The 22,309-nt window shown below is 65.8% G+C and carries 19 protein-coding genes; 6 read left to right on the top strand and 13 right to left on the bottom strand.

The genetic code is table 11. The features are described 5' to 3' along the window. Positions 1-101: 101 nt before the first annotated feature. The 4 genes from fusA to AC3AP7_RS13135 form a co-directional block, all read right to left on the bottom strand. Positions 102-2,207, bottom strand: a complete 2,106-nt coding sequence (fusA, locus tag AC3AP7_RS13150; RefSeq protein WP_475762322.1) for an elongation factor G — start codon at positions 2,205-2,207, stop codon at positions 102-104. A gap of 358 nt (positions 2,208-2,565) precedes the next feature. After that, positions 2,566-3,069, bottom strand: coding sequence for a DUF192 domain-containing protein (locus AC3AP7_RS13145; RefSeq protein WP_475762324.1), 504 nt, complete (start codon positions 3,067-3,069; stop codon positions 2,566-2,568). 157 nt (positions 3,070-3,226) lie between these two features. Then, a complete protein-coding gene (locus AC3AP7_RS13140) occupies positions 3,227-3,430 on the bottom strand; it encodes a hypothetical protein (protein WP_475762326.1) in 204 nt (67 codons plus the stop codon). A 290-nt stretch (positions 3,431-3,720) separates the two neighbouring features. Next, positions 3,721-4,290, bottom strand: a complete 570-nt coding sequence (locus AC3AP7_RS13135) for a pseudouridine synthase (protein ID WP_475767937.1) — start codon at positions 4,288-4,290, stop codon at positions 3,721-3,723. Positions 4,291-4,667: 377 nt separating this feature from the next. Between AC3AP7_RS13135 and icd the strand changes: the two genes are divergently transcribed. Beyond that, positions 4,668-5,924 carry an NADP-dependent isocitrate dehydrogenase gene (gene icd, locus AC3AP7_RS13130; RefSeq protein WP_475762328.1) on the top strand — a complete coding sequence of 419 codons (1,257 nt, stop codon included), beginning with the start codon at positions 4,668-4,670 and terminating at the stop codon, positions 5,922-5,924. A 481-nt stretch (positions 5,925-6,405) separates the two neighbouring features. Here the strand turns inward: icd and AC3AP7_RS13125 are convergent, their stop codons facing one another. From AC3AP7_RS13125 to cspD, 3 genes are all read right to left on the bottom strand, one after another. After that, positions 6,406-6,780 carry a hypothetical protein gene (locus AC3AP7_RS13125; RefSeq protein WP_475762330.1) on the bottom strand — a complete coding sequence of 125 codons (375 nt, stop codon included), beginning with the start codon at positions 6,778-6,780 and terminating at the stop codon, positions 6,406-6,408. Positions 6,781-6,812: 32 nt separating this feature from the next. Continuing rightward, complete coding sequence (locus AC3AP7_RS13120) at positions 6,813-7,577, bottom strand: hypothetical protein (protein ID WP_475762332.1); 765 nt, start codon at positions 7,575-7,577, stop codon at positions 6,813-6,815. Between the two features lie 465 nt (positions 7,578-8,042). Continuing rightward, entirely contained in the window at positions 8,043-8,249 is a 207-nt protein-coding gene (gene cspD / locus AC3AP7_RS13115; protein WP_017776809.1) for a cold shock domain-containing protein CspD, read from the bottom strand. Positions 8,250-8,794: 545 nt separating this feature from the next. On the opposite strand from cspD, the gene clpS reads away from it, so the two are divergent. Together clpS and clpA are read left to right on the top strand one after the other, a co-directional pair. Next, positions 8,795-9,109 (top strand): ATP-dependent Clp protease adapter ClpS, encoded by a 315-nt coding sequence (gene clpS / locus AC3AP7_RS13110; protein ID WP_137331330.1) that lies wholly within the window; start codon positions 8,795-8,797, stop codon positions 9,107-9,109. Then, entirely contained in the window at positions 9,106-11,397 is a 2,292-nt protein-coding gene (gene clpA / locus AC3AP7_RS13105) for an ATP-dependent Clp protease ATP-binding subunit ClpA (RefSeq protein WP_475762336.1), read from the top strand. The genes clpS and clpA overlap by 4 nt, the downstream gene beginning before the upstream one ends. Positions 11,398-11,494: 97 nt before the next feature. Here clpA and dut read toward each other — a convergent pair whose 3' ends face one another. The 6 genes from dut to AC3AP7_RS13075 all read right to left on the bottom strand — a co-directional run bounded on the left by dut (position 11,495) and on the right by AC3AP7_RS13075 (position 18,793). Beyond that, positions 11,495-11,941, bottom strand: a complete 447-nt coding sequence (dut, locus tag AC3AP7_RS13100; RefSeq protein WP_475762338.1) for a dUTP diphosphatase — start codon at positions 11,939-11,941, stop codon at positions 11,495-11,497. A gap of 36 nt (positions 11,942-11,977) precedes the next feature. Then, the gene (locus AC3AP7_RS13095; RefSeq protein ID WP_475762340.1) at positions 11,978-12,979 is read right to left on the bottom strand and encodes an LLM class flavin-dependent oxidoreductase; all 1,002 of its coding nucleotides are present in this window, start codon (positions 12,977-12,979) and stop codon (positions 11,978-11,980) included. Between the two features lie 48 nt (positions 12,980-13,027). Further along, on the bottom strand, positions 13,028-14,242 hold the full coding sequence (gene coaBC / locus AC3AP7_RS13090) for a bifunctional phosphopantothenoylcysteine decarboxylase/phosphopantothenate--cysteine ligase CoaBC (protein ID WP_475762342.1): 1,215 nt from the start codon (positions 14,240-14,242) through the stop codon (positions 13,028-13,030). Between the two features lie 62 nt (positions 14,243-14,304). Then, the gene (gene lspA / locus AC3AP7_RS13085; protein ID WP_475762344.1) at positions 14,305-14,805 is read right to left on the bottom strand and encodes a signal peptidase II; all 501 of its coding nucleotides are present in this window, start codon (positions 14,803-14,805) and stop codon (positions 14,305-14,307) included. Next, on the bottom strand, positions 14,805-17,642 hold the full coding sequence (ileS, locus tag AC3AP7_RS13080) for an isoleucine--tRNA ligase (RefSeq protein WP_475762347.1): 2,838 nt from the start codon (positions 17,640-17,642) through the stop codon (positions 14,805-14,807). Before ileS ends, lspA begins: the two co-directional genes overlap by 1 nt. 155 nt (positions 17,643-17,797) lie before the next feature. Beyond that, entirely contained in the window at positions 17,798-18,793 is a 996-nt protein-coding gene (locus AC3AP7_RS13075) for a bifunctional riboflavin kinase/FAD synthetase (RefSeq protein WP_475762349.1), read from the bottom strand. Positions 18,794-18,946: 153 nt separating this feature from the next. Here AC3AP7_RS13075 and purN point away from each other — a divergent pair, with 153 nt between their 5' ends. The 3 genes from purN to AC3AP7_RS13060 all read left to right on the top strand — a co-directional run bounded on the left by purN (position 18,947) and on the right by AC3AP7_RS13060 (position 22,216). Then, positions 18,947-19,600 (top strand): phosphoribosylglycinamide formyltransferase, encoded by a 654-nt coding sequence (gene purN / locus AC3AP7_RS13070; RefSeq protein WP_475762351.1) that lies wholly within the window; start codon positions 18,947-18,949, stop codon positions 19,598-19,600. Beyond that, positions 19,597-20,856: an RsmB/NOP family class I SAM-dependent RNA methyltransferase gene (locus AC3AP7_RS13065; RefSeq protein ID WP_475762353.1), complete on the top strand. Its 1,260-nt coding sequence runs from the start codon at positions 19,597-19,599 to the stop codon at positions 20,854-20,856. Before purN ends, AC3AP7_RS13065 begins: the two co-directional genes overlap by 4 nt. A 163-nt stretch (positions 20,857-21,019) precedes the next feature. Then, positions 21,020-22,216 (top strand): DesA family fatty acid desaturase, encoded by a 1,197-nt coding sequence (locus AC3AP7_RS13060; protein ID WP_475762355.1) that lies wholly within the window; start codon positions 21,020-21,022, stop codon positions 22,214-22,216. Positions 22,217-22,309 lie beyond the last annotated feature (93 nt).

Genomic DNA, 22,309 nt, shown 5'->3' with positions numbered 1-22,309 from the left:
GGGGCGGTGCGCGCGGAGACTGCCTCCGCGCGCACCGCGTGCCGCGATAAAAAAGCCCGTCCGCGATGGACGGGCCCGGGTGTGCGCCGAACGGGCGGCCGTTACTTCTGCTTCGCGTTGATGACCGCTTCGGCCACGTTGGCCGGCGTCTCGGCGTAGTGCTTGAACTCCATCGTGTAGGTCGCGCGACCCTGGGTGGCCGAGCGCAGCGACGTGGAGTAGCCGAACATCTCCGCGAGCGGCACTTCGGCGCGCACCAGCTTGCCGCCGCCGCCCGCGATGTCCTCCATCCCCTGCACGAGGCCGCGTCGGCTCGACAGATCGCCCATCACGTTGCCCATGAAGTCTTCGGGCGTTTCCACTTCGACGGCCATCATCGGTTCGAGCAGCACCGGCTTTGCGCGCCGCATCGCTTCCTTGAACGCCATCGAGCCGGCCATGCGGAACGCGTTTTCGTTCGAATCGACGTCGTGGTACGAGCCGAACGTCAGCGTCACCTTCACGTCGACGACCGGGTAGCCCGCCAGCACGCCGGCCTTCAGCGTCTCCTGGATACCCTTGTCCACCGCCGGGATGAATTCGCGCGGAATCACGCCGCCCTTGATCTGGTCGACGAACTCATAGCCCCTGCCCTGCGCGGCCGGTTCGAGCGAGATCACCGCGTGGCCATACTGGCCGCGGCCGCCCGACTGCTTGACGAACTTGCCCTCGACGTCCTCGACCTTGTTGCGCACTGTTTCGCGGTAAGCGACCTGCGGCTTGCCGACGGTCGCCTCGACGCCGAACTCGCGCTTCATCCGGTCCACGAGAATTTCGAGGTGCAGCTCGCCCATCCCGGAGATGATCGTCTGGCCGGACTCCTCGTCCGTCTGCACGCGGAACGACGGATCTTCCTGCGCGAGGCGGTTCAGCGCGATGCCCATCTTCTCCTGGTCGGCCTTCGTCTTCGGCTCGACGGCCTGCGAAATCACCGGATCGGGAAACTGCATGCGTTCGAGGATGATCACCTTGTCCGGGTCGCACAGCGTGTCGCCCGTGGTCGCTTCCTTCAGGCCGACCGCCGCCGCGATGTCGCCCGCGCGCACTTCCTTGATTTCCTTGCGCTCGTTCGCGTGCATCTGCAGGATCCGGCCGAGGCGCTCCTTCTTTTCCTTGATCGGGTTGTAGACGGTATCGCCCGAATTGACGACGCCCGAATAGACGCGGAAGAAGATCAGCTGACCGACGAACGGATCGGTCATGATCTTGAACGCAAGCGCGGAGAAGGGTTCGTCGTCGCTCGGATGCCGCTCGGCTTCGCGGTCGTGCTCGTCGTGGCCGAGAATCGCGGGCACGTCGACCGGCGACGGCAGATAGTCGATCACCGCGTCGAGCATCGCCTGCACGCCCTTGTTCTTGAAGGCGCTGCCGCACAGCATCGGCACGATCTCGTTGGCGATCGTGCGCGCGCGCAACCCCTGCTTGATCTCGTCCTCGCTGAGCGGCTCGCCGCCGAGGTACTTTTCGAGCAGATGCTCGTTTGCTTCGGCGGCGGCCTCGACCATCCGGTCGTGCCACTCCTTCGCGCTCGCCTGCAGCTCGGGCGGAATCTCGCGATAGTCGAACTTGATCCCCTGGCTGTCGTCGTCCCAGACGATCGCCTTCATTTTCACGAGGTCGACCACGCCCTGGAAGTGCTCCTCGGCGCCGACCGGAATCTGGATCGGCACCGCGACGCCCTTCAGGCGCTCGCCGATCTGCCGCTGCACGCGGAAAAAGTCCGCGCCGACGCGGTCCATCTTGTTGACGAACGCGATGCGCGGCACCTTGTACTTGTTCGCCTGGCGCCACACCGTCTCCGACTGCGGCTGCACGCCGCCGACCGAGTCGTAGACCATGCACGCGCCGTCGAGCACGCGCATCGAACGCTCGACCTCGATCGTGAAGTCGACGTGTCCCGGGGTGTCGATGATGTTGATCCGGTGCTCCGGATAGTTGCCGGCCATGCCGCGCCAGAATGCCGTGGTGGCCGCCGACGTGATGGTGATGCCGCGCTCCTGCTCCTGCTCCATCCAGTCCATCGTCGCGGCGCCGTCGTGCACTTCGCCGATCTTGTGCGTCACGCCGGTGTAGAAGAGGATGCGCTCGGTGGTGGTGGTCTTGCCGGCGTCGATGTGAGCGCTGATGCCGATGTTGCGATAGCGCTCGATGGGAGTCTTGCGGGGCACGTGAACCTCCTTCGGGTGGTGCGCCGGTGGGATGCCGGGCGGCGCGCCAACGCCGGCCGGACGCTCTCGGTGCTGCGGTCACTGTCATAGGATAGCGCGTCGGGCTGCCTTTTGCAGGAATCGTGCGCGGGGAGCGGCAGGCGCGCGGGGCGGGGGACACAGGCGAGCCGGCGGGGGCCGGGCGGCGGGTGCGCAGGTGCCTGCAACGCAGATGCATCGGGTTGCGCACCGGCGCGGCCACGCGCGCGCCAGCGCAAAAAAAGCCGGCGCTGCGGACCAGCGGCCGGCTCGTGGGGCGATGGCGCAGGCGCGGCAACGCCGCGCGGACGGTCCCGCGGGACCGTCCGCCAGGGCGGCGTTATTGCAGGCGCGGCAGTCCCTTGACGACCATGCCCGGCTTGATGCCCTTCGCTTCGAACCAGTCCTTGCTCATTTCCAGCGCAAACACGCCGTTGTTGCTCGGACAATGGTTGTTGGTGGTTTCGGCATCCATCTCCTGGATATCCGTGATCGTGCCGTCGGCGCGCATGAACGCGATCGACAGCGGGATCAGCGTGTTCTTCATCCAGAAGCAGTGCACGGCGTTCTCGTTGAACACGAACAGCATGCCTTCGTTCGGATCGAGCTTCGTGCGGTACATCAGCCCCTGTTCGCGGTCGGCCTCGTTGGCGGCGACCGCTGCGTCGACGACGAACATCCCGATGGTCAGCCTCGCGCGCGGGAAGTCGCCGGGCTGTTTCGCGCCGGGCGGCATCTGGGCGAATGCGGATTGGGTCGGGGCCAGCGTCAGCGACGCGGCGGCAAGCGGCAGGGCGACAGCGAGGGCAAGACGCGCAAGCATCGGGCGCAGTGAAATTCGCACGGCGAAACTCCTTGGCGGATCGGTAACCCGCAGATATTACGTGAGTGCGTCGTCTACTTCCAAAAACAAAAAGGCAGACCGCCTTGCGACAGTCTGCCTTTCAACGCCGCTGGAACGGCACGTGATGCGCGTTCCCGGCAGCGTTGCGACGGCCGGCTTACTCCGACGCGCCCGACGCTGCAGCAGCAGCGGCTGCCTTCTTGTGCGCCTTCTTGTGCGTCGACTTCTTGTGAGCCTTCTTGTGCGTTGCCTTCGCTTCCTTCTTGGCCGGCGCTGCCGAAGCGGCTTCCGGTGCCGAAGCTTGTGCGAATGCTGCCGTTGCGAAGAGGCCAGCGACCAGTGCGGCGATCAGTTTCTTCATTTTGTGAATCCTCAGCTTGAGTTAATTAACCAAATGACCCGGTCATTGAGTCACCACGGTAAACGTGCCACCCACCTTTCGGTTGACAGACACCCGCAGACATTTCGCCTGACACGGCCGTTCGCGCCCGGCTGCGCGGCGCAGGCCGCCCAGCCGCCGCGACACGCGGCAGGCCGAATGCCGACTGGCTTCAGACGACATCTGGGTCGGATAACGCGTGAGCGCGTCACGCGGTTGACGCCGCCTTTCAGGAATCTTCGCGACAGCTTGCCGGTCGGCGGCGCGGCGGATCAGCGCAGGCCGTCCCAGGGCGCGCGCGGCGGCAGCGCGACGGACTCGCCGGGCTGCAGGCCGAGCGCGAAGAGCTCGAGTGCGCCGATGCCCACGCGCACGAGGCGCAGCGTCGGATAGCCGATCGCCGCCGTCATCCGGCGCACCTGGCGGTTCTTGCCCTCGGTGATCGACAGCGCGAGCCAGCTGGTCGGGATCGCGGCCCGATAGCGGACCGGCGGATCGCGCGGCCACAGCGACTGCGGCGCGTCGATCGCATCGACCCGGCACGGGCGCGTGACGAAATCGCCGAGATCGACGCCGCGCGCGAGCCGGGCGAGCGCCGCGGCATCCGGTATGCCCTCGACCTGGGCCCAGTAGCGCTTCTCCAGCTTGTGACGCGGTTCGGCGATGCGCGCCTGCAGCGCGCCGTCGTCGGTGAGCAGCAGCAGTCCTTCGCTGTCGGCGTCGAGACGGCCGGCGGGATACACGCCGGGCACCTTGACCCAGTCGGCGAGCGACGCGCGGGTCTCGTGCGGCGAGAACTGGCACAGCGTGCCAAACGGCTTGTTCAGGGCGAGCAGGCGCATGCGGACGGGCAGCCCATGGGGTTGGCGAGGGTTGGCGACGGCGGGATCATAATGCATAATCAGCGTGACCATCTCTTATGTCTTATATAAGACATAAGAGATGGGGCGTTTGCACCTGCGTTCCGGGCGCGTTCCAGTCGCTTTCCGGGCGCACGGGCTGCCGGCGCGCGGCGATGCGCGGCGCGGGAGACCGCGGACGCGCGGCCGGCGCGTTCGGGGGCATTTCGCGTGCATCCGTCGCTGCGAGGCACGCCCGCGCGGCTGGGCTAGAATAGCCGCCAGGCCGCTTGCAGGTATCCGGCGCAGCGAGCCCGGCTCGCCGCGCCGCGCAGTCTTCCCATCACATCCATCCGCATACCAGACACGGGAGTCCGATCATGCCGTATCAGCACATCAAGGTTCCGACGGGCGCAGACAAGATCACTGTCAACGCAGACTACTCGCTCAGCGTCTCCGATCAGCCGATCATCCCTTACATCGAAGGCGACGGCACGGGGATCGACATCACGCCGGTGATGATCAAGGTAGTCGACGCGGCGGTGGAGAAGGCCTACGGCGGCAAGCGCAAGCTGCACTGGATGGAGGTCTACGCGGGCGAGAAGGCCACGCGCGTGTACGGCCCGGACGTCTGGCTGCCGGAGGAAACGCTCGACGTGGTGCGCGAATACGTGGTGTCGATCAAGGGGCCGCTCACGACGCCGGTGGGCGGCGGGATCCGCTCGCTGAACGTCGCGCTGCGCCAGGAGCTCGACCTGTACGTCTGCCTGCGGCCCGTGCAGTACTTCAAGGGCGTGCCCTCGCCGGTGCGCGAGCCGGAGAAGACCAACATGGTCATCTTCCGCGAGAATTCGGAAGACATCTATGCCGGCATCGAGTGGCCGGCCGAGTCGGAGCAGGCGAAAAAGATCATCCGCTTCCTGCGCGACGAGATGGGCGTGAAGAAAATCCGCTTCCCGGAGACTTCGGCGATCGGCGTGAAGCCGGTGTCGCGCGAAGGCACCGAGCGTCTCGTGCGCAAGGCGCTGCAGTATGCGATCGACAACGACCGGCGCTCGCTCACGCTGGTGCACAAGGGCAACATCATGAAGTACACCGAAGGGGCGTTCCGCGACTACGGCTATGCGCTCGCGCAGAAGGAGTTCGGAGCGCAACTGGTGGACGGCGGCCCGTGGATGAAGTTCAAGAATCCGAAGACCGGCACCGACATCGTCGTGAAAGACGTGATTGCCGACGCGTTCCTGCAGCAGATCCTGCTGCGTCCGGCCGAATACGACGTGATCGCGACGCTGAACCTGAATGGCGACTACATCTCCGATGCACTGGCGGCCCAGGTCGGCGGCATCGGCATTGCGCCGGGCGCGAACCTGTCGGATTCGGTGGCGATGTTCGAGGCGACGCACGGCACCGCACCGAAATATGCGGGCAAGGACTACGTGAATCCGGGCTCGGAGATCCTGTCGGCCGAAATGATGCTGCGCCACCTCGGCTGGACCGAGGCGGCGGACGTGATCATCCACGCAATGGAGACCTCGATCCTGCAAAAGCGTGTGACCTACGATTTCGCACGCCTGATGGAAGGCGCAACCCAGGTGTCGTGCTCGGGCTTCGGCAAGGTGATGATCGAGAATATGTGAGCGGTTTTTACAAATTGCCACGAATTCCCGCAAACTCCGGCGCACATTGAGTGCGCCGGAGTTTTTCATTTCCAGACGTTCCCACGAACTGGAGGGGAATCCCGATCGGCGTTTTTCCGCCTATAAAAAGGGCGGCAGGCGGTAAAAAAGAACGGCGCGCGATGCGCGCCCAGCGAACGCGCAGATCCCCGCCAGCTTTCCGGTCGGGCGTCGAACCGGCAGCCCGGGAAGACGGACACAAAAATAGCCGACTCGCGAGGGTTGGTTTTTGCGTTTCAATCCGACGAATCAAGATCGGCGTTCCCGTCCTCGCCGGAAAGCAACTCGGAAAGCTCGTCGGGCCGAAGTCGTCGCATCGCGTTTTCGATCTTGCGGTCGTATCGCCTGTCGTTCGGATTATGCCCAGCGTGTGCCTTTCGTGCGTATTTCTGGACGAAGCAACCGAGCTCGCCAGCGAATCGCGTCTTCTTCCGCCTTGCGGTCATACATTCCCGGCTGCTGTGGGAGGTTCGGGACTCACCTTGATCGAGTCGAATTCGATGACAAGTTCAGCCCCACACGTTGAGAAAAGCTGCGCAACATGACTCGGTTTGTCGTCAGTCCACCGTTCTGCCTTGTCGAGTATGTGCCGTGCTTTCTCATAACGCGGCGTGCCAGGCTCTAGAACCTCAATCCCATAGACGATGTTCTGGAGCCCGAGATTTTCAAGCGCACATCGATTCATTCCGACAAAAGACACGGAGGCGCGCCGATCCTGAAGGTACAGACCAAGCGTCAATGTCCTGCGTTCCTTCGATACCTGGATCGTGTCCATGTACCAGTCGTGGAAGTGATTAAAGGTTTTCAAACTTTCCATTTCAATCTCAGTAAGGAGGGATAGACACGGGGTTACCGAGATCGCGGTCTTGTCCCATTCCAGTGATGGGCGTGCGGTGCACCAAATCCATGATCGTGATCGAAATCAATATCGGCTGCGGCGTTACCGTTGGCGTCGTATAAACGCAGTTGTCCACTGCCTGATGGATTCTCTACCCATGTATTTGGCGGGCCTCCTTTGATCGGCATACCCGCGAGGCTTTCGTCGTCACCATCGGGCATGTGCTCACTGTACTCGAACGGCTGTGTCCCGCCGAGCGGCATCGATACCGGCGTAGCGATGGTTTCATCCGGCAGCACGTCGCCGGGGCGGGCGAACCAGATCGCGAGGCCGTCTTCGGCAGGCAGCCGCGGCAGTACCGGACGCTTGAGTGAACGCGTGGCAGTTGCGACCGGCCGTGCTTGCCGCAATAGCTGCGACGGAGTGACGGTCTCGTAATACGGCCGGATAGTCTGCCTGACGGATGTGCCGCCTCCGCCCGAGGCACGCGACCAGGGCGCGACTGCAATCACATCGCCGTGCTCGACCGCGACCCGTAGTGCCTGGGCGAGCAGATCCGGCGCAGCGCCACCCGCATAGGTGCCCACGCGCGCGTTGCGCATGAACCCGGCGAGCCGCGTCAACTGGCGCGCGTCGCGCGTGAGTTCCCGCGATCCTGCCGAGGTAATGAGCTGGCGGCCGGCGCGCGCCTCGTCGCCCCAGGCATTGCCGCGATACTCCTGTCGCGTGTAGAGCGTGCAGCGCCGATGCGCTCCGACTTCAAACTCAATCGCCATCTGTCTGTCTCCCCATCAGCATGCATCGCACTGCAAAATTGTTCTGAGGCAGGTATATCTAGCACGAAGCCGGGAACGGAGCGACACCACAGACATCATCGTTGACATTCATCCGTGCGCATCTAATGCGGAGCGCTGTAACGGCAAAAGGGGAATGTAGCGGGTTGCCAAAGCAACGACTTCTGCGCGCCGCCAATGGTCCGAGGGGGCTATGGATAAGCGGGGCAGCCGGGAGAGAGTGAGGGGAATCTGGAGGGGAATGCGAAGTGTGTAATTGATGGCGCTATGCCTGGCAACGCTTTGCCGGCCATTTACATAGAATGATCGAAGCAGTGCCAGGCAAACCGCGCGCCTGATGCGACATGCATTCGGGTGACGCGTCGCGGCTCGAAGATAGCGGCGCGCGCCGCACCATAAAGAAACCCGGCGCGAGGCCGGGTTTGCAGGTACGGGTACCGAACAGACTCAGGCTGCCGCCTGGATGTTCGATGCCTGCTTGCCTTTGGGGCCTTGCACGACCTCAAAGCTCACCTTCTGGCCTTCCTTCAGGGTTTTGAACCCGTTCATCTGGATGGCCGAAAAGTGTGCAAACAGATCCTCACCGCCTTCGTCGGGCGTAATGAATCCGAAACCTTTCGCGTCATTGAACCACTTGACCGTACCAGTTGCCATTCCTACTTCCCCTGTAACTCATGACACCACCACGAGCCCTCGAAAAGCTACACAGCCGCTGCGCAGCCGTTTCCTCTCACAAGCTCACCATCGGCATTTTTTCGAATATTGGCTGACTGAAAAAAGTGCCAGCTTGATTGTTGGGGCTCTTTATTCGGGTGTCAAGAGAATTTTGAGACAGGCCTTGCGGCGTTGCAAACTTCCCATTTCCAGGGTTTTTACCGCTTTTCCTGTGTGGGCTAGCGCAAGCGGCGGGGCTTGAAAAGACGGATAATCGCTTCAGATGACGGGTACGCGGGCGCTGCGCGGTGCCCGGCGGTACGCCGGCACGCGCCCGGTCCGCGCCGGCCGGTTGTGCGATACTCGAAGCAGGTGCACTGCAATAGCGGTGCCGACGAGAAGCGCGCACGGCCGGACCCGCATTCGGCGCCGTGCGGCGCGCGGCCGACCCGGCGGTCGCCGCGCGCGAACGCAAGCGTCCACCGGCCGGCCGGTCGGGTTTTGACAGGGATTGCGGGCCTGTCCGAGTTGTTTAGAATGGGTGTATGGCGATTATTCCGGACAAGCAGGACAGCACCGTACTGGAGCGGCAGGAAAAAAAGCTGAAGCCGCCCTCCATGTATAAAGTGGTGCTGCTGAACGACGACTTCACGCCTATGGAATTTGTCGTGATGATCGTGCAGGAATATTTCAATAAGGATCGTGAGACCGCAACGCAGATCATGTTGAAGGTGCATCGCGAGGGCAGGGGAGTTTGTGGGGTCTACACGCGGGACATCGCGTCGACCAAAGTCGAGCAAGTCGTTACCCACGCACGGCAGGCCGGGCATCCGCTGCAGTGTGTGATGGAGGAAGCATGATTGCCCAGGAACTGGAAGTCAGCCTGCACATGGCGTTCATGGAAGCACGCCAGGCGCGGCACGAGTTCATTACGGTCGAACATCTTTTACTGGCCCTGTTGGACAATCCGACGGCAGCGGAGGTGTTGCGCGCGTGTGCGGCCAACATCGAAGACCTGCGTCAGAACCTGCGCAACTTCATCCATGACAACACGCCGACCGTGCCGGGCACGGACGACGTCGACACGCAGCCCACGCTCGGTTTCCAGCGCGTGATCCAGCGTGCGATCATGCACGTGCAGTCCACCTCGAACGGCAAGAAGGAAGTGACCGGCGCGAACGTGCTGGTTGCCATCTTCGGCGAGAAGGATTCGCACGCGGTCTATTACCTGCAGCAGCAGGGCGTCACGCGGCTCGACGTCGTGAACTTCATTTCGCACGGCATCGCGAAGGCGAGCAACGCCGACGCGGCCAAGTCGAGCGAATCCGGCACCGAGTCGGATGAAGCCGCGGCGCAGAAGGAAACGCCGCTCGCCCAGTTCACGCAGAACCTGAACCAGATGGCGCGCGACGGCCGCATCGATCCGCTGATCGGGCGCGAGGCCGAGGTCGAGCGCGTCGTGCAGGTGCTGTGCCGGCGGCGCAAGAACAATCCGCTGCTCGTCGGCGAGGCCGGGGTCGGCAAGACCGCGATCGCCGAAGGGCTCGCGTGGCGCATCACGCGCGGCGAAGTGCCGGACATCCTGGCGGATGCCCAGGTGTATTCGCTCGACATGGGCGCGCTGCTCGCCGGGACCAAGTATCGCGGCGATTTCGAACAACGCCTCAAGACTGTCCTGAAAGAGCTGAAGGAGCGTCCGCACGCTATCCTGTTCATCGACGAAATCCATACGCTGATCGGCGCGGGTGCCGCGTCGGGCGGCACGCTGGATGCGTCGAACCTGCTGAAGCCGGCGCTTTCGTCGGGCACGCTCAAGTGCATCGGCGCGACCACCTTCACTGAATATCGGGGCATCTTCGAGAAGGATGCGGCGCTGTCGCGGCGCTTCCAGAAGGTCGACGTCACCGAGCCGACGGTCGAGCAGACCGTGGCGATCCTGCGCGGCCTGAAGTCGCGCTTCGAGGAGCACCACGGGGTCAAGTATTCGTCGGGCGCACTGTCCGCGGCCGCCGAACTGTCCGCGCGCTTCATCACCGACCGTCACTTGCCGGACAAGGCAATCGACGTGATCGACGAGGCAGGCGCCGCGCAGCGTATCCTGCCGAAGTCGAAGCAGAAGAAGACAATCGGCAAGAGCGAGATCGAGGAAATCATCTCGAAGATCGCGCGCGTGCCGGCCCAAAGCGTCTCGGTCGACGACCGCAGCAAGCTGCAGACGCTCGATCGCGACCTGAAGGCGGTCGTGTTCGGCCAGGATCCGGCCATCGACGCGCTCGCGGCCGCCATCAAGATGGCGCGCGCCGGCCTCGGCAAGACGGACAAGCCGATCGGCTCGTTCCTCTTCTCCGGGCCCACGGGTGTCGGCAAGACGGAAGTCGCGCGGCAACTGGCGTTCACGCTCGGTATCGAGCTGATCCGCTTCGACATGTCGGAATACATGGAGCGCCACGCGGTGAGCCGGCTGATCGGCGCGCCGCCGGGCTATGTGGGTTTCGATCAGGGCGGGCTGCTGACCGAGGCGGTGACGAAGAAGCCGCACTGCGTGCTGCTGCTCGACGAAATCGAGAAAGCGCATCCGGACATCTTCAACGTGCTGCTGCAGGTGATGGATCACGGCACGCTGACGGACAACAACGGCCGGAAAGCGGATTTCCGCAACGTCATCATCATCATGACGACGAACGCGGGTGCCGAGTCGATGCAGAAGTCGTCGATCGGTTTCACGTCGCGCCGCGAAACCGGCGACGAAATGGCCGATATCAAGCGGATGTTCACACCGGAGTTCCGCAACCGGCTGGATGCGACGATCAGCTTCCGCTCGCTCGATGAGGAAATCATCATGCGAGTGGTCGACAAGTTCCTGATGCAGCTCGAGGACCAGCTGCACGAGAAGAAGGTCGACGCGCTCTTCACCGACGCGCTGCGCAAGCATCTGGCCAAGCACGGCTTCGACCCGCTGATGGGCGCGCGGCCGATGCAGCGGCTGATCCAGGACACGATCCGTCGCGCGCTGGCCGACGAACTGCTGTTCGGCAAGCTGATGAACGGCGGCCGTGTCACCGTCGACGTCGATGCGGACGACAAGGTGCAGCTCACGTTCGACGAAACGCCGGCGCCGCGCAATCCGGAAGCGGTCGAGGTCGAGTAGCCGCCGCGCATCGAGTACGCAAAAACGGCGCGGGCCCTGGGCCCGCGCCGTTTTTTTATGCGATCACGCGCGCCGCAAGCGCGGCCGCGCGGCGGCGTCAATGCCGGCCGGTGCTGCCGAACCCGCCGTCGCCCCGTTTGCTTTGCGCGAACTCGTCGACGATATTGAACTCGGCCTGGACGACCGGCACGATGACCAGTTGCGCGAGCCGCTCGAACGGATTCAGCGTGAAGGTCGTCTGGCCGCGGTTCCACGTCGAAATCATCAGTTCTCCCTGATAGTCCGAGTCGATCAGCCCGACCAGATTCCCGAGCACGATGCCGTGCTTGTGTCCGAGGCCCGAGCGCGGCAGGATCAGCGCCGCATAGCCCGGATCGCCGACGTGGATGGCGAGCCCCGTCGGCACCAGGACGGTGTCGCCGGGCTGCAGCGTCAGCGGTGCGTCGAGGCAGGCGCGCAGGTCGAGGCCCGCACTGCCGCCCGTCGCGTAGGCCGGGAGTTGTTCGCGCATGCGCGGGTCGAGAATCTTCAGGTCGAGTTTCATGCAGTTCCAGGGTGGCGGGAAGAAAGAGGCGGGGTGTCAGTGGCCGAGCCCGAACGCCTGCGCGAGCAGTTCGTACGAGCGCAGGCGTGCGCGGTAACTGCCGGCGACCGTCAGCACGATCAGTTCGTCGGCGGCGAATTGGGTCTGCAGGTCGATCATCCGTTCAGTGACGCTTTCCGGCGTGCCGATGATGCTGCGCGGCTTTTCGCGGTCGATCACGAGGCGCTCACGCTCGCCGTACTCCTGCGCGAGCCCCTGCTCGACGGTCGGGATCGGTGCGTTCAGGCCATAGGCCATCTGCACGCGCCGCAAGTCGACGGCTTTTTCGAGATCCGCCGCCTCCCGCTCGGTGTCCGCGCAGATCACGAAGACAGCTGCCGCGAGATAAGCCTGCGGCTCGTGGCCGGCCGTGAAGCGCGCGCGGTAAGCCTGCGCGACCTGAGTGCCGAAGTGCGCATTGATGAAATGCGCAAACGCGAAGCGGATGCCCAACTGGGCGGCGAGCAGTCCGCCGAATTCGCTCGAACCGAGCATCCACAGTTGCGGACGCGTGCTCACCTGCGGCTGCAGCAGGACGCCGCTCGCCACGTGATCGCCCGGCAGGCCGCCGCCCAGGAGGCCGACCAGATCGGCGACCTGCTGCGGAAAGATTTCGCCGCGATTGTAGGCGCCCGCCGCCACCGCCTGCGCGGTGCGCATGTCGCCGCCCGGCGCGCGGCCCACGCCGAGGTCGATCCGGTTCGGGAACAGCGCCTCCAGCATCATGAACTGTTCGGCGACCTTGAACGGGCTATAGTAGGGCAGCATCACGCCGCCCGAGCCGAGCCGGATCCGGCGTGTCACGCTGCCGAGCCGCGCAAGCATGACCTCGGGGCAGGGGTTCGACACGCCCCGCAGCCCGTGATGCTCGGCGCACCAGTAGCGCGTGTAGCCGAGATCGTCCGCGAGTTGCGCAAGCTCCACCGTGGCGGCGATGGCGTCCGCCACCGAGTGCCCGTCGATCACGGGCGTCTGATCGAGCACGGAAAGTAGCGTCATGGCAGTACGGCTCCAGGTAACGCGGGCGCGAGCGTGTGCGCCGCGCGGTCAGCGGGGCGGGCTCGCGTCCGGCAGGCGCCGGGCGATTTCCGCGATCAGCGTGCCCGCGAGCGCCTGTTTGTCGGCGCGCGGCAGACGCGATGCGCCGGCTGCGTCGAACAGCATGACCTCGTTGTCGTCGCGGCCGAACGTCAGCGGCCCCAGATTGCCGATCAGCAGCGGCACGTTTTTGCGCGCGCGCTTTTCTTCGCCATTGACCTCCAGGTCGCCGCTTTCCGCTGCGAAACCGACGCAGAACGGCGGATGCGGCAACTGCGCGACGGACGCGAGGATGTCCGGATTCTCGACGAAGCTGAAGGTCGGCATCGAACGGTCGGCCCGCTTCTTGATCTTGTGGTCGCTCGCGCGCTCGACGCGCCAGTCGGCGACCGCGGCGACCCCGATGAATACATCGTAGTCCCGGACCGCGCGCATCACCACGTCGTACATCTCGCGCGCGGTCTGCACGTCTTCCCGCACGACGCCCCAGGGCGTTTCCAGCGCGACCGGGCCGGCGACCAGCAACACGTCGGCGCCGGCCTGCTGCGCCGCGCGCGCCAGCGCAAAACCCATCTTGCCGCTTGAGCGGTTCGTGATGCCGCGCACCGGGTCGAGCGGCTCGAACGTGGGGCCGGCGGTCAGCAGCACGCGGCGGCCGGCCAGCCGCTTCGGCTGAAAGGACGACACGATCGCCTCATGGATCGCTTGCGGTTCGAGCATGCGCCCGTCGCCCGTTTCGCCGCACGCCTGGGGGCCGGCGTCCGGCCCGAGCAGCGCGATGCCGTCCGCGCGCAGTTGCGCGCAGTTGCGTTGCGTCGCCGGGTTCTGCCACATCTGACGATTCATCGCCGGCACCACCAGCAGCGGGCAGTCGCGCGCCACGCACAGCGTCGCGAGCAGATCGTCGGCCATGCCGTGCGCGAGCTTCGCGAGGAAATCGGTGGACGCCGGCGCGATCACGATGGCGTCCGCCTCGCGCGACAGGTCGATGTGCGCCATGTTGTTCGGCATCCGCGCATCCCACTGGCTCGTGTACACGGGCCGCCCGGACAGCGCCTGCAGCGTGACCGGGGTGATGAACTGCGTGGCGGCCTCGGTCATGACGACCTGCACGGTGGCCCCCGCCTTGACGAGCAGGCGCGTGAGCTCGGCGATCTTGTAGCAGGCGATGCCGCCTGTCAGGCCGAGGACGAGGTGTTTTCCTGCGAGTTCAGCGGTTGCCACCGAAAGCCTCCGACAAGACATGAGGGCCGGCGCAGCGGGTGCGCCGGCCGCGAACCGCGCGCTCAGCGGGCGCCGCGCACGCGCCGCAATTCGTCGAGCACGAGCAGAATCGCGCCGATCGTGATGCCGCTGTCGGCCAGGTTGAACGCCGGCCAGTGCCAGCCGCCGACGTGGAAGTCGAGGAAGTCGATCACGTGGCCGTACGCGAGCCGGTCGATCACGTTGCCGAGCGCCCCGCCGAGTATCAGCGCGAGCGCGGTGCAGAAGAGCTTCTGCGAACCGTGCCGCTTCAGCAGGTAGCCGATCACCAGCGCCGCGACGAGGCCGAGCGCCGTGAACGCCCAGCGCTGCCAGCCGCTCGCGGCGGCCAGAAAGCTGAACGCGGCGCCGCGGTTGTAGACGAGGATCATATTGAAGAACGGCGTGATCGCGTGCGGCACGCCGTACGCGAACACCTTTTGCACCGCGATCTTCGTCAACTGGTCGAACAGGATCACGATCAGCGCGACACCAAGCCAGGGCGCGAGCGAGCCGCCACCGGATTTCGACAGGGATCTGGCCATTATGCCGCGCTCCTCGTTTCACCGCTTCCAAACAGATTGCTGAAGCAGCGGCCGCACAGCGACGGATGTTCGGCGTTCTCGCCGACGTCCGCGCGGTAATGCCAGCAGCGCTCGCACTTCAGATACCTGGACGGCGTGACCTCGACACGCTCGTCCGCTTCGCTTGCGACCTTCACGACCGTGGCCGCGGAGGTGATCAGCACGAACTTCAGGTCGGCGCCGAGGCTCGCGAGCGCGTCGTGGCGCGCGCCGCTCGCGCGAATCTCGACCTCGGCCTGCAGCGACGAGCCGATCAGGTTCGCCTCGCGCGCCTCTTCCAGCGCCTTCGTGACTTCGCCGCGCACGGTGCGCAGCAGCGCCCAGCGCTCGAGCAGCGCGGCGGCATCCGGCACGTCCGGGAACGCGTGATAGGTCTCGGTGAAGATCGTCTCGCTCGCCGGCTGGAACACCTTCCACGCCTCTTCGGCGGTGAACGACAGGAACGGCGCCATGATCCGCAGCAGGCTGCTCGCGATGTGATGGAGCGCCGTTTGCGCGCCGCGCCGCGCGGCCGATTGCGGCGCGCTCGTGTAGAGCCGGTCCTTGAGCACGTCGAGGTAGAAGCCGCCGAGGTCTTCCGAGCAGAACGTCTGCAGCTTCGCGACCACCGGGTGGAACTCGTAGCGCTCGTAATGCGCGAGGACCTCGTTCTGCAGGCGCGCCGTCAGCGCCACCGCGTAACGGTCGATTTCGAGCCAGTCGTCGAGCGGGCGCGCGTCTTTCGCGTAGTCGAAATCGGACAGGTTCGCGAGCAGGAAGCGCAGCGTGTTGCGGATGCGGCGATAGCTTTCCGTCACGCGCTTGAGGATTTCCTCGGAGATCGCGAGCTCGCCCGAATAATCGGTCGACGCGATCCACAGACGGATGATTTCGGCGCCGAGGCGGTTCGACACCTCGTGCGGATCGATCCCGTTGCCGAGCGACTTGCTCATCTTGCGGCCTTCGCCGTCGACGGTGAAGCCGTGCGTGAGCAGCGCGTTGTAGGGCGGCCGGCCGTCGAGCATCGACGCGGTGAGCAGCGACGAATGGAACCAGCCGCGGTGCTGGTCCGAGCCCTCCAGATACAGGTCTGCCGGGAACTGCAGCACGTCCTTGTGCGAGCCGCGCAGCACGTGCCAGTGCGTCGTGCCGGAGTCGAACCAGACGTCGAGCGTGTCACGGTTCTTTTCGTAGAGGTTCGCGTCGTCGCCGATCAGCTCGCGCGGATCGAGCGTCTGCCACGCCTCGATGCCGCCCTGTTCGACGCGCTGCGCGACCGCCTCCAGCAGTTCGGGCGTGCGCGGGTGCAGGTCGCCGGTTTCCTTGTGCACGAAGAACGCCATCGGCACGCCCCACTGGCGCTGGCGCGACAGGGTCCAGTCGGGCCGGTTGGCGATCATGCTGAACAGGCGCTGCTTGCCCCACGACGGATAGAACGCGGTGTTCTCGATGCCTTCGAGCGCCGTTTCGCGCAGTGTCTTGCCGGAGTCGCGCGGCTTCACGTCCATCCCGGCGAACCACTGCGAGGTCGCGCGGTAGATGACCGGCGTCTTGTGACGCCAGCAGTGCATGTAGCTGTGCGTGTACTTCTCGGTGCGCAGCAGCACGCCGGCGCCCTGCAGCGCCTCGACGATCTTCGGATTCGCGGCCCAGATCGACAGGCCGCCGAACAGCGCGAGCGACTCGATGTAGCGGCCGTCGCCCATCACCGGATTGATGATGTCCGAGTCGGCCATGCCGTGCGCCTTGCACGACACGAAGTCCTCGACGCCGTAGGCCGGCGACGAGTGAACGATGCCGGTGCCGGTCTCGGTCGTCACGTACTCGCCGAGGTAGACCGGCGCGGTGCGCCGGTAGGCTGGGTGCGCGGACGCGAGCGGATGGTGAAAGCGCAGGTTCGCGAGCTTTGCGCCGGCCGCCGTGGCGATCACGCGGCCTTCGAGGCCGTACAGCTTCAGGCACGCCTCGACGCGCTCTTCGGCGAGGATCAGCAGCCCGCGCGGCGTGTCGACGAGCGCATAGACGATCTCCGGGTGCACGTTCAGCGCCTGGTTGGCGGGAATCGTCCACGGCGTGGTGGTCCAGATCACGATGCCGCCCTCGCTGCGCGGCAGCGCGGCGAGTCCGAACGCCTGGGCGGTCCGCTCGGTTTCCGCGAACGGGAACAGCACGTCGATGGTCGGATCGGACTTGTCGCTGTATTCGACTTCCGCCTCGGCGAGCGCCGAGCCGCAGTCGAAGCACCAGTTCACCGGCTTCAGGCCGCGATACACGTAGCCCTTTTCCATGATCTTCGCGAGCGCGCGGATTTCGCCGGCCTCGTTCGCGAAGTTCATCGTCCGGTACGGGTTGTCCCAGTCGCCGAGCACGCCGAGGCGCCGGAAGCCGGCCTTCTGCTTCTCGATCTGCTCGGTCGCGTACGCGCGCGCCTTCTGCATGACCTCGGCGGCCGGCAGCGATTTGCCGAACTGCTTTTCGATCTGGATCTCGATCGGCATCCCGTGGCAGTCCCAGCCGGGCACGTAGACCGCGTCGAAGCCCGCCAGATTGCGCGCCTTGACGATCATGTCCTTCAGGATCTTGTTGACCGCGTGGCCCAGGTGGATGTCGCCGTTCGCGTACGGCGGGCCGTCGTGCAGGATGAACTTCTTGCGGCCGCGGCTCGCGGCGCGGATCGTGTCGTAGACCTTGCGCGCCTGCCAGTCCTTCACCCACTGCGGTTCGCGCTTCGGCAGGTCGCCGCGCATCGGGAACGGGGTGTCCAGCAGATTGACCGGGTAGCGGGCCTGGGGTTTCGAGTCGGCTTTCTTGTTGCTCATGGTGTGATCGCGTTGAATTCGTTCGGTGGGCGCGGCGAGCGCGCCATGCGCGCGGCGCGCGGGGCATCGGGTGCGTCCGGCGGGCGGCCGGGCGGATCCTGCGATGCGCGGCGGCCGGTGCGTGCCGCGCCCGGCTCGGACACGCACCCGGGCGGCTAGCTAATTCGGTCCGTGGCCGACGTCGCGAAGCCGGTCGTGCGGCTGCCCGGCGCGCCGGCGCCGGCCGCGGCGAACCACGCGCGCGCCTGCACGACGTCGCGGGCGATCGCGGCGCTGAGCGTTTCCAGGTCGACGTACTTTTCCTCGTCGCGCAGCTTCTTCAGGAATTCGACGCGCACGAGCTTGCCGTATGCGTCGCCGTGCCAGTCGAGCAGGTGTACTTCGAGCAGCACGCGCCCGGAATCGTCGACGGTCGGGCGCAGCCCGAGGCTCGCGACACCCGGCAGCGGCTCGGCCTCCACGCCGTGCACGCGCACGACGAAGATGCCGAGCAGCGCCGGGCGTTTGTGCGCGATCGGCAGGTTCAGCGTCGGGAAACCGAGGTCGCGGCCGAGCTTCGCGCCGTGCACGACGTGCCCGCTGATCAGGTAGTCGCGCCCGAGCGCGGCGCGCGCGGCGTCGAGGTCGCCCGCGACCAGCGCGGTGCGCACGCCCGAGCTCGAGATGCGCGCGCCCGACGGGTCGGCGACCGTCGCCATCTGCTCGACCTCGAAGCCGTATTGCTCGCCGGCGGCCCGCAGCGACGCGAAGTCGCCGGCGCGCTTCGCGCCGTAGCGGAAGTCGTCGCCGATCATCACCCAGCGCGCGTGCAGCCCGTTGACGATGATCCGCTCGACGAACGTCTGCGGCGACTGGCTGGCGAACGTGTGATTGAAGTGCTCGACGACGACCCGGTCCACCCCGTGGGTGCGCAGCGCTTCGAGCTTGTCGCGCAGCATCGCGATGCGCGGCGGCGCGCCGGCCGGGTTGAAGAACTCGCGCGGGTGCGGCTCGAAGGTCATCACGCAGACCGGCAGACCGCGTGCGTCCGCGGCCGCGCGCACGTGCGCGAGCAGTGCCTGGTGGCCGCGGTGGACACCGTCGAAGTTGCCGATCGTCAGCGCGCACGGCGCGCGGCTCTCGGCATTGGGAAGACCGCGGAAGACTCTCACGATAGCGGGTTGGGCACGGTGAACGGTGGGGGGCCGGCCAGCATCGCGCTGGGGTGGCGGCCGGACGCCGCAAAACACACGATTATAAACGCATGGCGCGATGCGCAGCGGCGCGGCGCCGTTTCGGGCACAGCCGAATGATAAAATCCGCCAATGAAAAAACTTGTCATCCTGATTTCCGGGCGAGGCAGCAACATGGAGGCCATCGTCCGCGCGTGCGCGAGCGAGGGCTGGCCGGCGCAGATCGGCGCGGTGATCGCCAATCGCGCGGACGCCGCGGGCCTTGCCTTTGCCGCTTCGCGGGGCATTGCCACCGCGGTGGTCGATCACCGCCGCTTTCCCGAGCGTGCCGCGTTCGACGCGGCGCTCGCGGACGAGATCGACCGGTTCGCGCCCGATCTGGTCGTGCTCGCCGGGTTCATGCGGGTGCTGAGCGCCGGCTTCGTCGAGCGTTACGCGGGGCGCATGCTCAATGTCCATCCGTCGCTGCTGCCGAGCTTTCCGGGGCTGAAGACCCATCAGCAGGCGCTCGACGCGGGTGTGCGCGTCGCCGGCGCATCGATCCATTTCGTCACGCCGCAGCTCGACCACGGGCCGATCGTGATCCAGTCCGCCGTGCCCGTGCTGCCCGGCGACGACGCGGCCACGCTTGCCGCACGCGTGCTCGCCACCGAGCACGTGATCTATCCGCGCGCCGTGCGCTGGTTCGTCGAAGGGCGTCTGTCCGTCGACGGGCAGCGCGTCGCGCTGACGCCGCCGGAGCCGCAGTGGCTCTTCGCTGGCCAGACCGCCGGGGAGGGCGTATGAGGCTGCATGGTTTTCTGATTGGACAGACCGAAACGCTGCTCGCGGACGTGCTGAAATTCGCCGGTCCGGCCGATGCGGCCACGAGCCGTTTTTTCCGCGCGCATCCGAAGCTCGGCCACAGCGAGCGCGGGGTGATCGCCGAGGCGGTATTCGCGGTGCTGCGGCGCCGGATGGAATTCGCGCACCTGGCCGAGAGCGGCTCCGGCAGCCCGACGCGCCGCCTCGCGCTGCTTGGCCTGATGCAGACGGCCGGGCGCTCGGCGATCCGGCCGTTCGTGTCGGAGAGCGAGGCGAACTGGCTCGAACACGTCGCGAAGATCGACCCCGCGAGCCTGCCGCTGCGGATCCAGATGAACCTGCCGGACTGGATCTACGAGGCGCTGTCGGCCCGCTACGAGGCCGCCGAGCTCGCCCAGCTGGCCGCCGCGCTGAATTATCCGGCGCCGCTCGACCTGCGTGTGAATCCGCTGAAGGCGACGCGCGAGGCGGTGCTGGAGGCGCTCTCGGTCGCCGGCATCGAAGCCGCGCCGACGCCGTTCGCGCCCTTTGGCGTGCGCGTGTCGGGCAAGCCGGCGCTCGCGCGGCTCGACGCGTTCCACAACGGCTGGCTCGAAGTGCAGGACGAGGGCAGCCAGCTGCTGTGCTCGCTGGTCGCGCCGCGGCGCGGCGAGATGATCGTCGACTTCTGCGCGGGCGCGGGCGGCAAGACGCTCGCGCTCGGCGCGATGATGCGCTCGACCGGCCGCCTGTATGCGTTCGACGTCTCCGAGCGGCGTCTCGCGAAACTCAAGCCGCGGCTCGCGCGCAGCGGGCTGTCGAACGTGAATCCGGTGCTGATCGACAGCGAGCACGACGCGAAGATCAAGCGCCTCGCCGGCAAGATCGACCGCGTGCTCGTCGATGCGCCGTGCAGCGGCCTCGGCACGCTGCGCCGCAATCCCGACCTGAAGTGGCGCCAGACGCCGCAGTCGGTCGGCGAGCTCGCGCCGAAGCAGTTGTCGATCCTCGCGAGCGCGGCGCGGCTCGTGAAGGTCGGCGGCCGTCTCGTGTACGCGACCTGCAGCATGCTCGACGCCGAGAACGAAGCGATCGTCACGCAGTTCCTCGCCGACCACCCGGGCTTCGCGCTCGTGCCGGCGCGCGACGTGCTGGCCGAGCAGCGGGTCGATCTGGAGATGGGCGACTACCTCGCGCTGACGCCGCATCGCCATCAGACCGACGGTTTTTTCGCCGCCGTGCTCGCGCGCGAGGCATAGGCGCGCTGTTCGATTAAACGCAAAAAATCTTCAATTGTTACAAACACTTGTAGGGGTTCGAGTAGAATAAGCTGCGTTCCCGATGTATGCTTACGTTTTGCCGACGCCGCCGGGCCCATGTCTGCGCGGCGGCGGATCATCTTCGCTTCACAGGTAAATTGCCTTGCTGAATTCCCTGCTTGATTTCCTTGCTCACGGCCTGCTGCATTTTTCATGGTGGCAGTTGCTGGTGTTCACGCTCGTGGCCACGCATATCACGATCATCGGCGTGACGGTGTACCTGCACCGCTGCCAGGCGCATCGCGCGCTCGATCTGCATCCCGCGGTCAGTCATTTTTTCCGCTTCTGGCTGTGGATGACCACCGGCATGCTGACCGGCCAGTGGGCGGCCATTCACCGCAAGCACCACGCGAAGTGCGAGACCGAAGACGATCCGCACAGCCCGCAGACGCGCGGCATCTGGAAGGTGCTGCTCGAGGGCGCCGAGCTGTATCGCACCGAGGCGAAGAACGAAGAGACGATGCGCAAGTTCAGTCACGGCACGCCGAACGACTGGCTCGAACGCAACGTGTACACGAAATACCCGATTCTCGGCGTGAGCCTGATGATGGTGCTCGACGTCGCGCTGTTCGGCCTCGTGGGGCTGTCGGTCTGGGCGGTGCAGATGGTCTGGATCCCGTTCTGGGCGGCCGGCGTGGTCAACGGCCTTGCGCACTTCTGGGGCTACCGCAACTTCAATTCGGCCGACGCGAGCACCAATATTTTCCCATGGGGCATCCTGATCGGCGGCGAAGAGCTGCATAACAACCACCACACGTACGCGACGTCGGCGAAGCTGTCGAACAAGTGGTTCGAGTTCGATATCGGCTGGATGTATATCCGCCTGCTGTCCGCGTGCGGACTCGCGAAAGTGAAAAAGATCGCGCCCACGCCGCGTCTGGCCGCAGGCAAGCTGGTGCCGGACGACGACACGCTGCAGGCCGTGCTCGCGAACCGCTACGAGGTGATGGCGCGTTACGCGAAGGCGATCAAGCGCGCGTATCGCCAGGAGCTGGCGCACCTGAAGGAAGTGGGCGCGCGCGAGAAGTACCAGGTGATGCGCGGAGCGCGCAGCTGGTTCCACAAGGAAGAGGCCGGCCTCGACGAGCCGCAGAAGCGCCAGTTGCCGCAGATTTTCGCGAACAGCCAGAAGCTGCGCACGTACATCGAGTTGCGCAACGAGCTCGCGGCGATGTGGGAACGCTCGAATGCGTCGCGCGAGCAACTGCTCGCGCAGTTGCAGCAATGGTGTCACCGCGCGGAGCAAAGCGGAATCAAGTCGCTGCAGGAGTTTGCGTTGCGCCTGCGCCGCTATGCCTGAGCGCGAAATCCATTAAAATCCGGCTACGTCACAGAACCCCGCGTTGGCGGGGTTTTGCTTTTCAGGGCCGCTGAAACGCCGGTCGACGCGAGA

The sequence above is a fragment of the Paraburkholderia sp. PAMB 6770 genome, from assembly GCF_057748135.1.
Note: the sequence above shows the minus strand (reverse complement) of the source record. Positions and strands in the feature narration are given on the sequence as shown.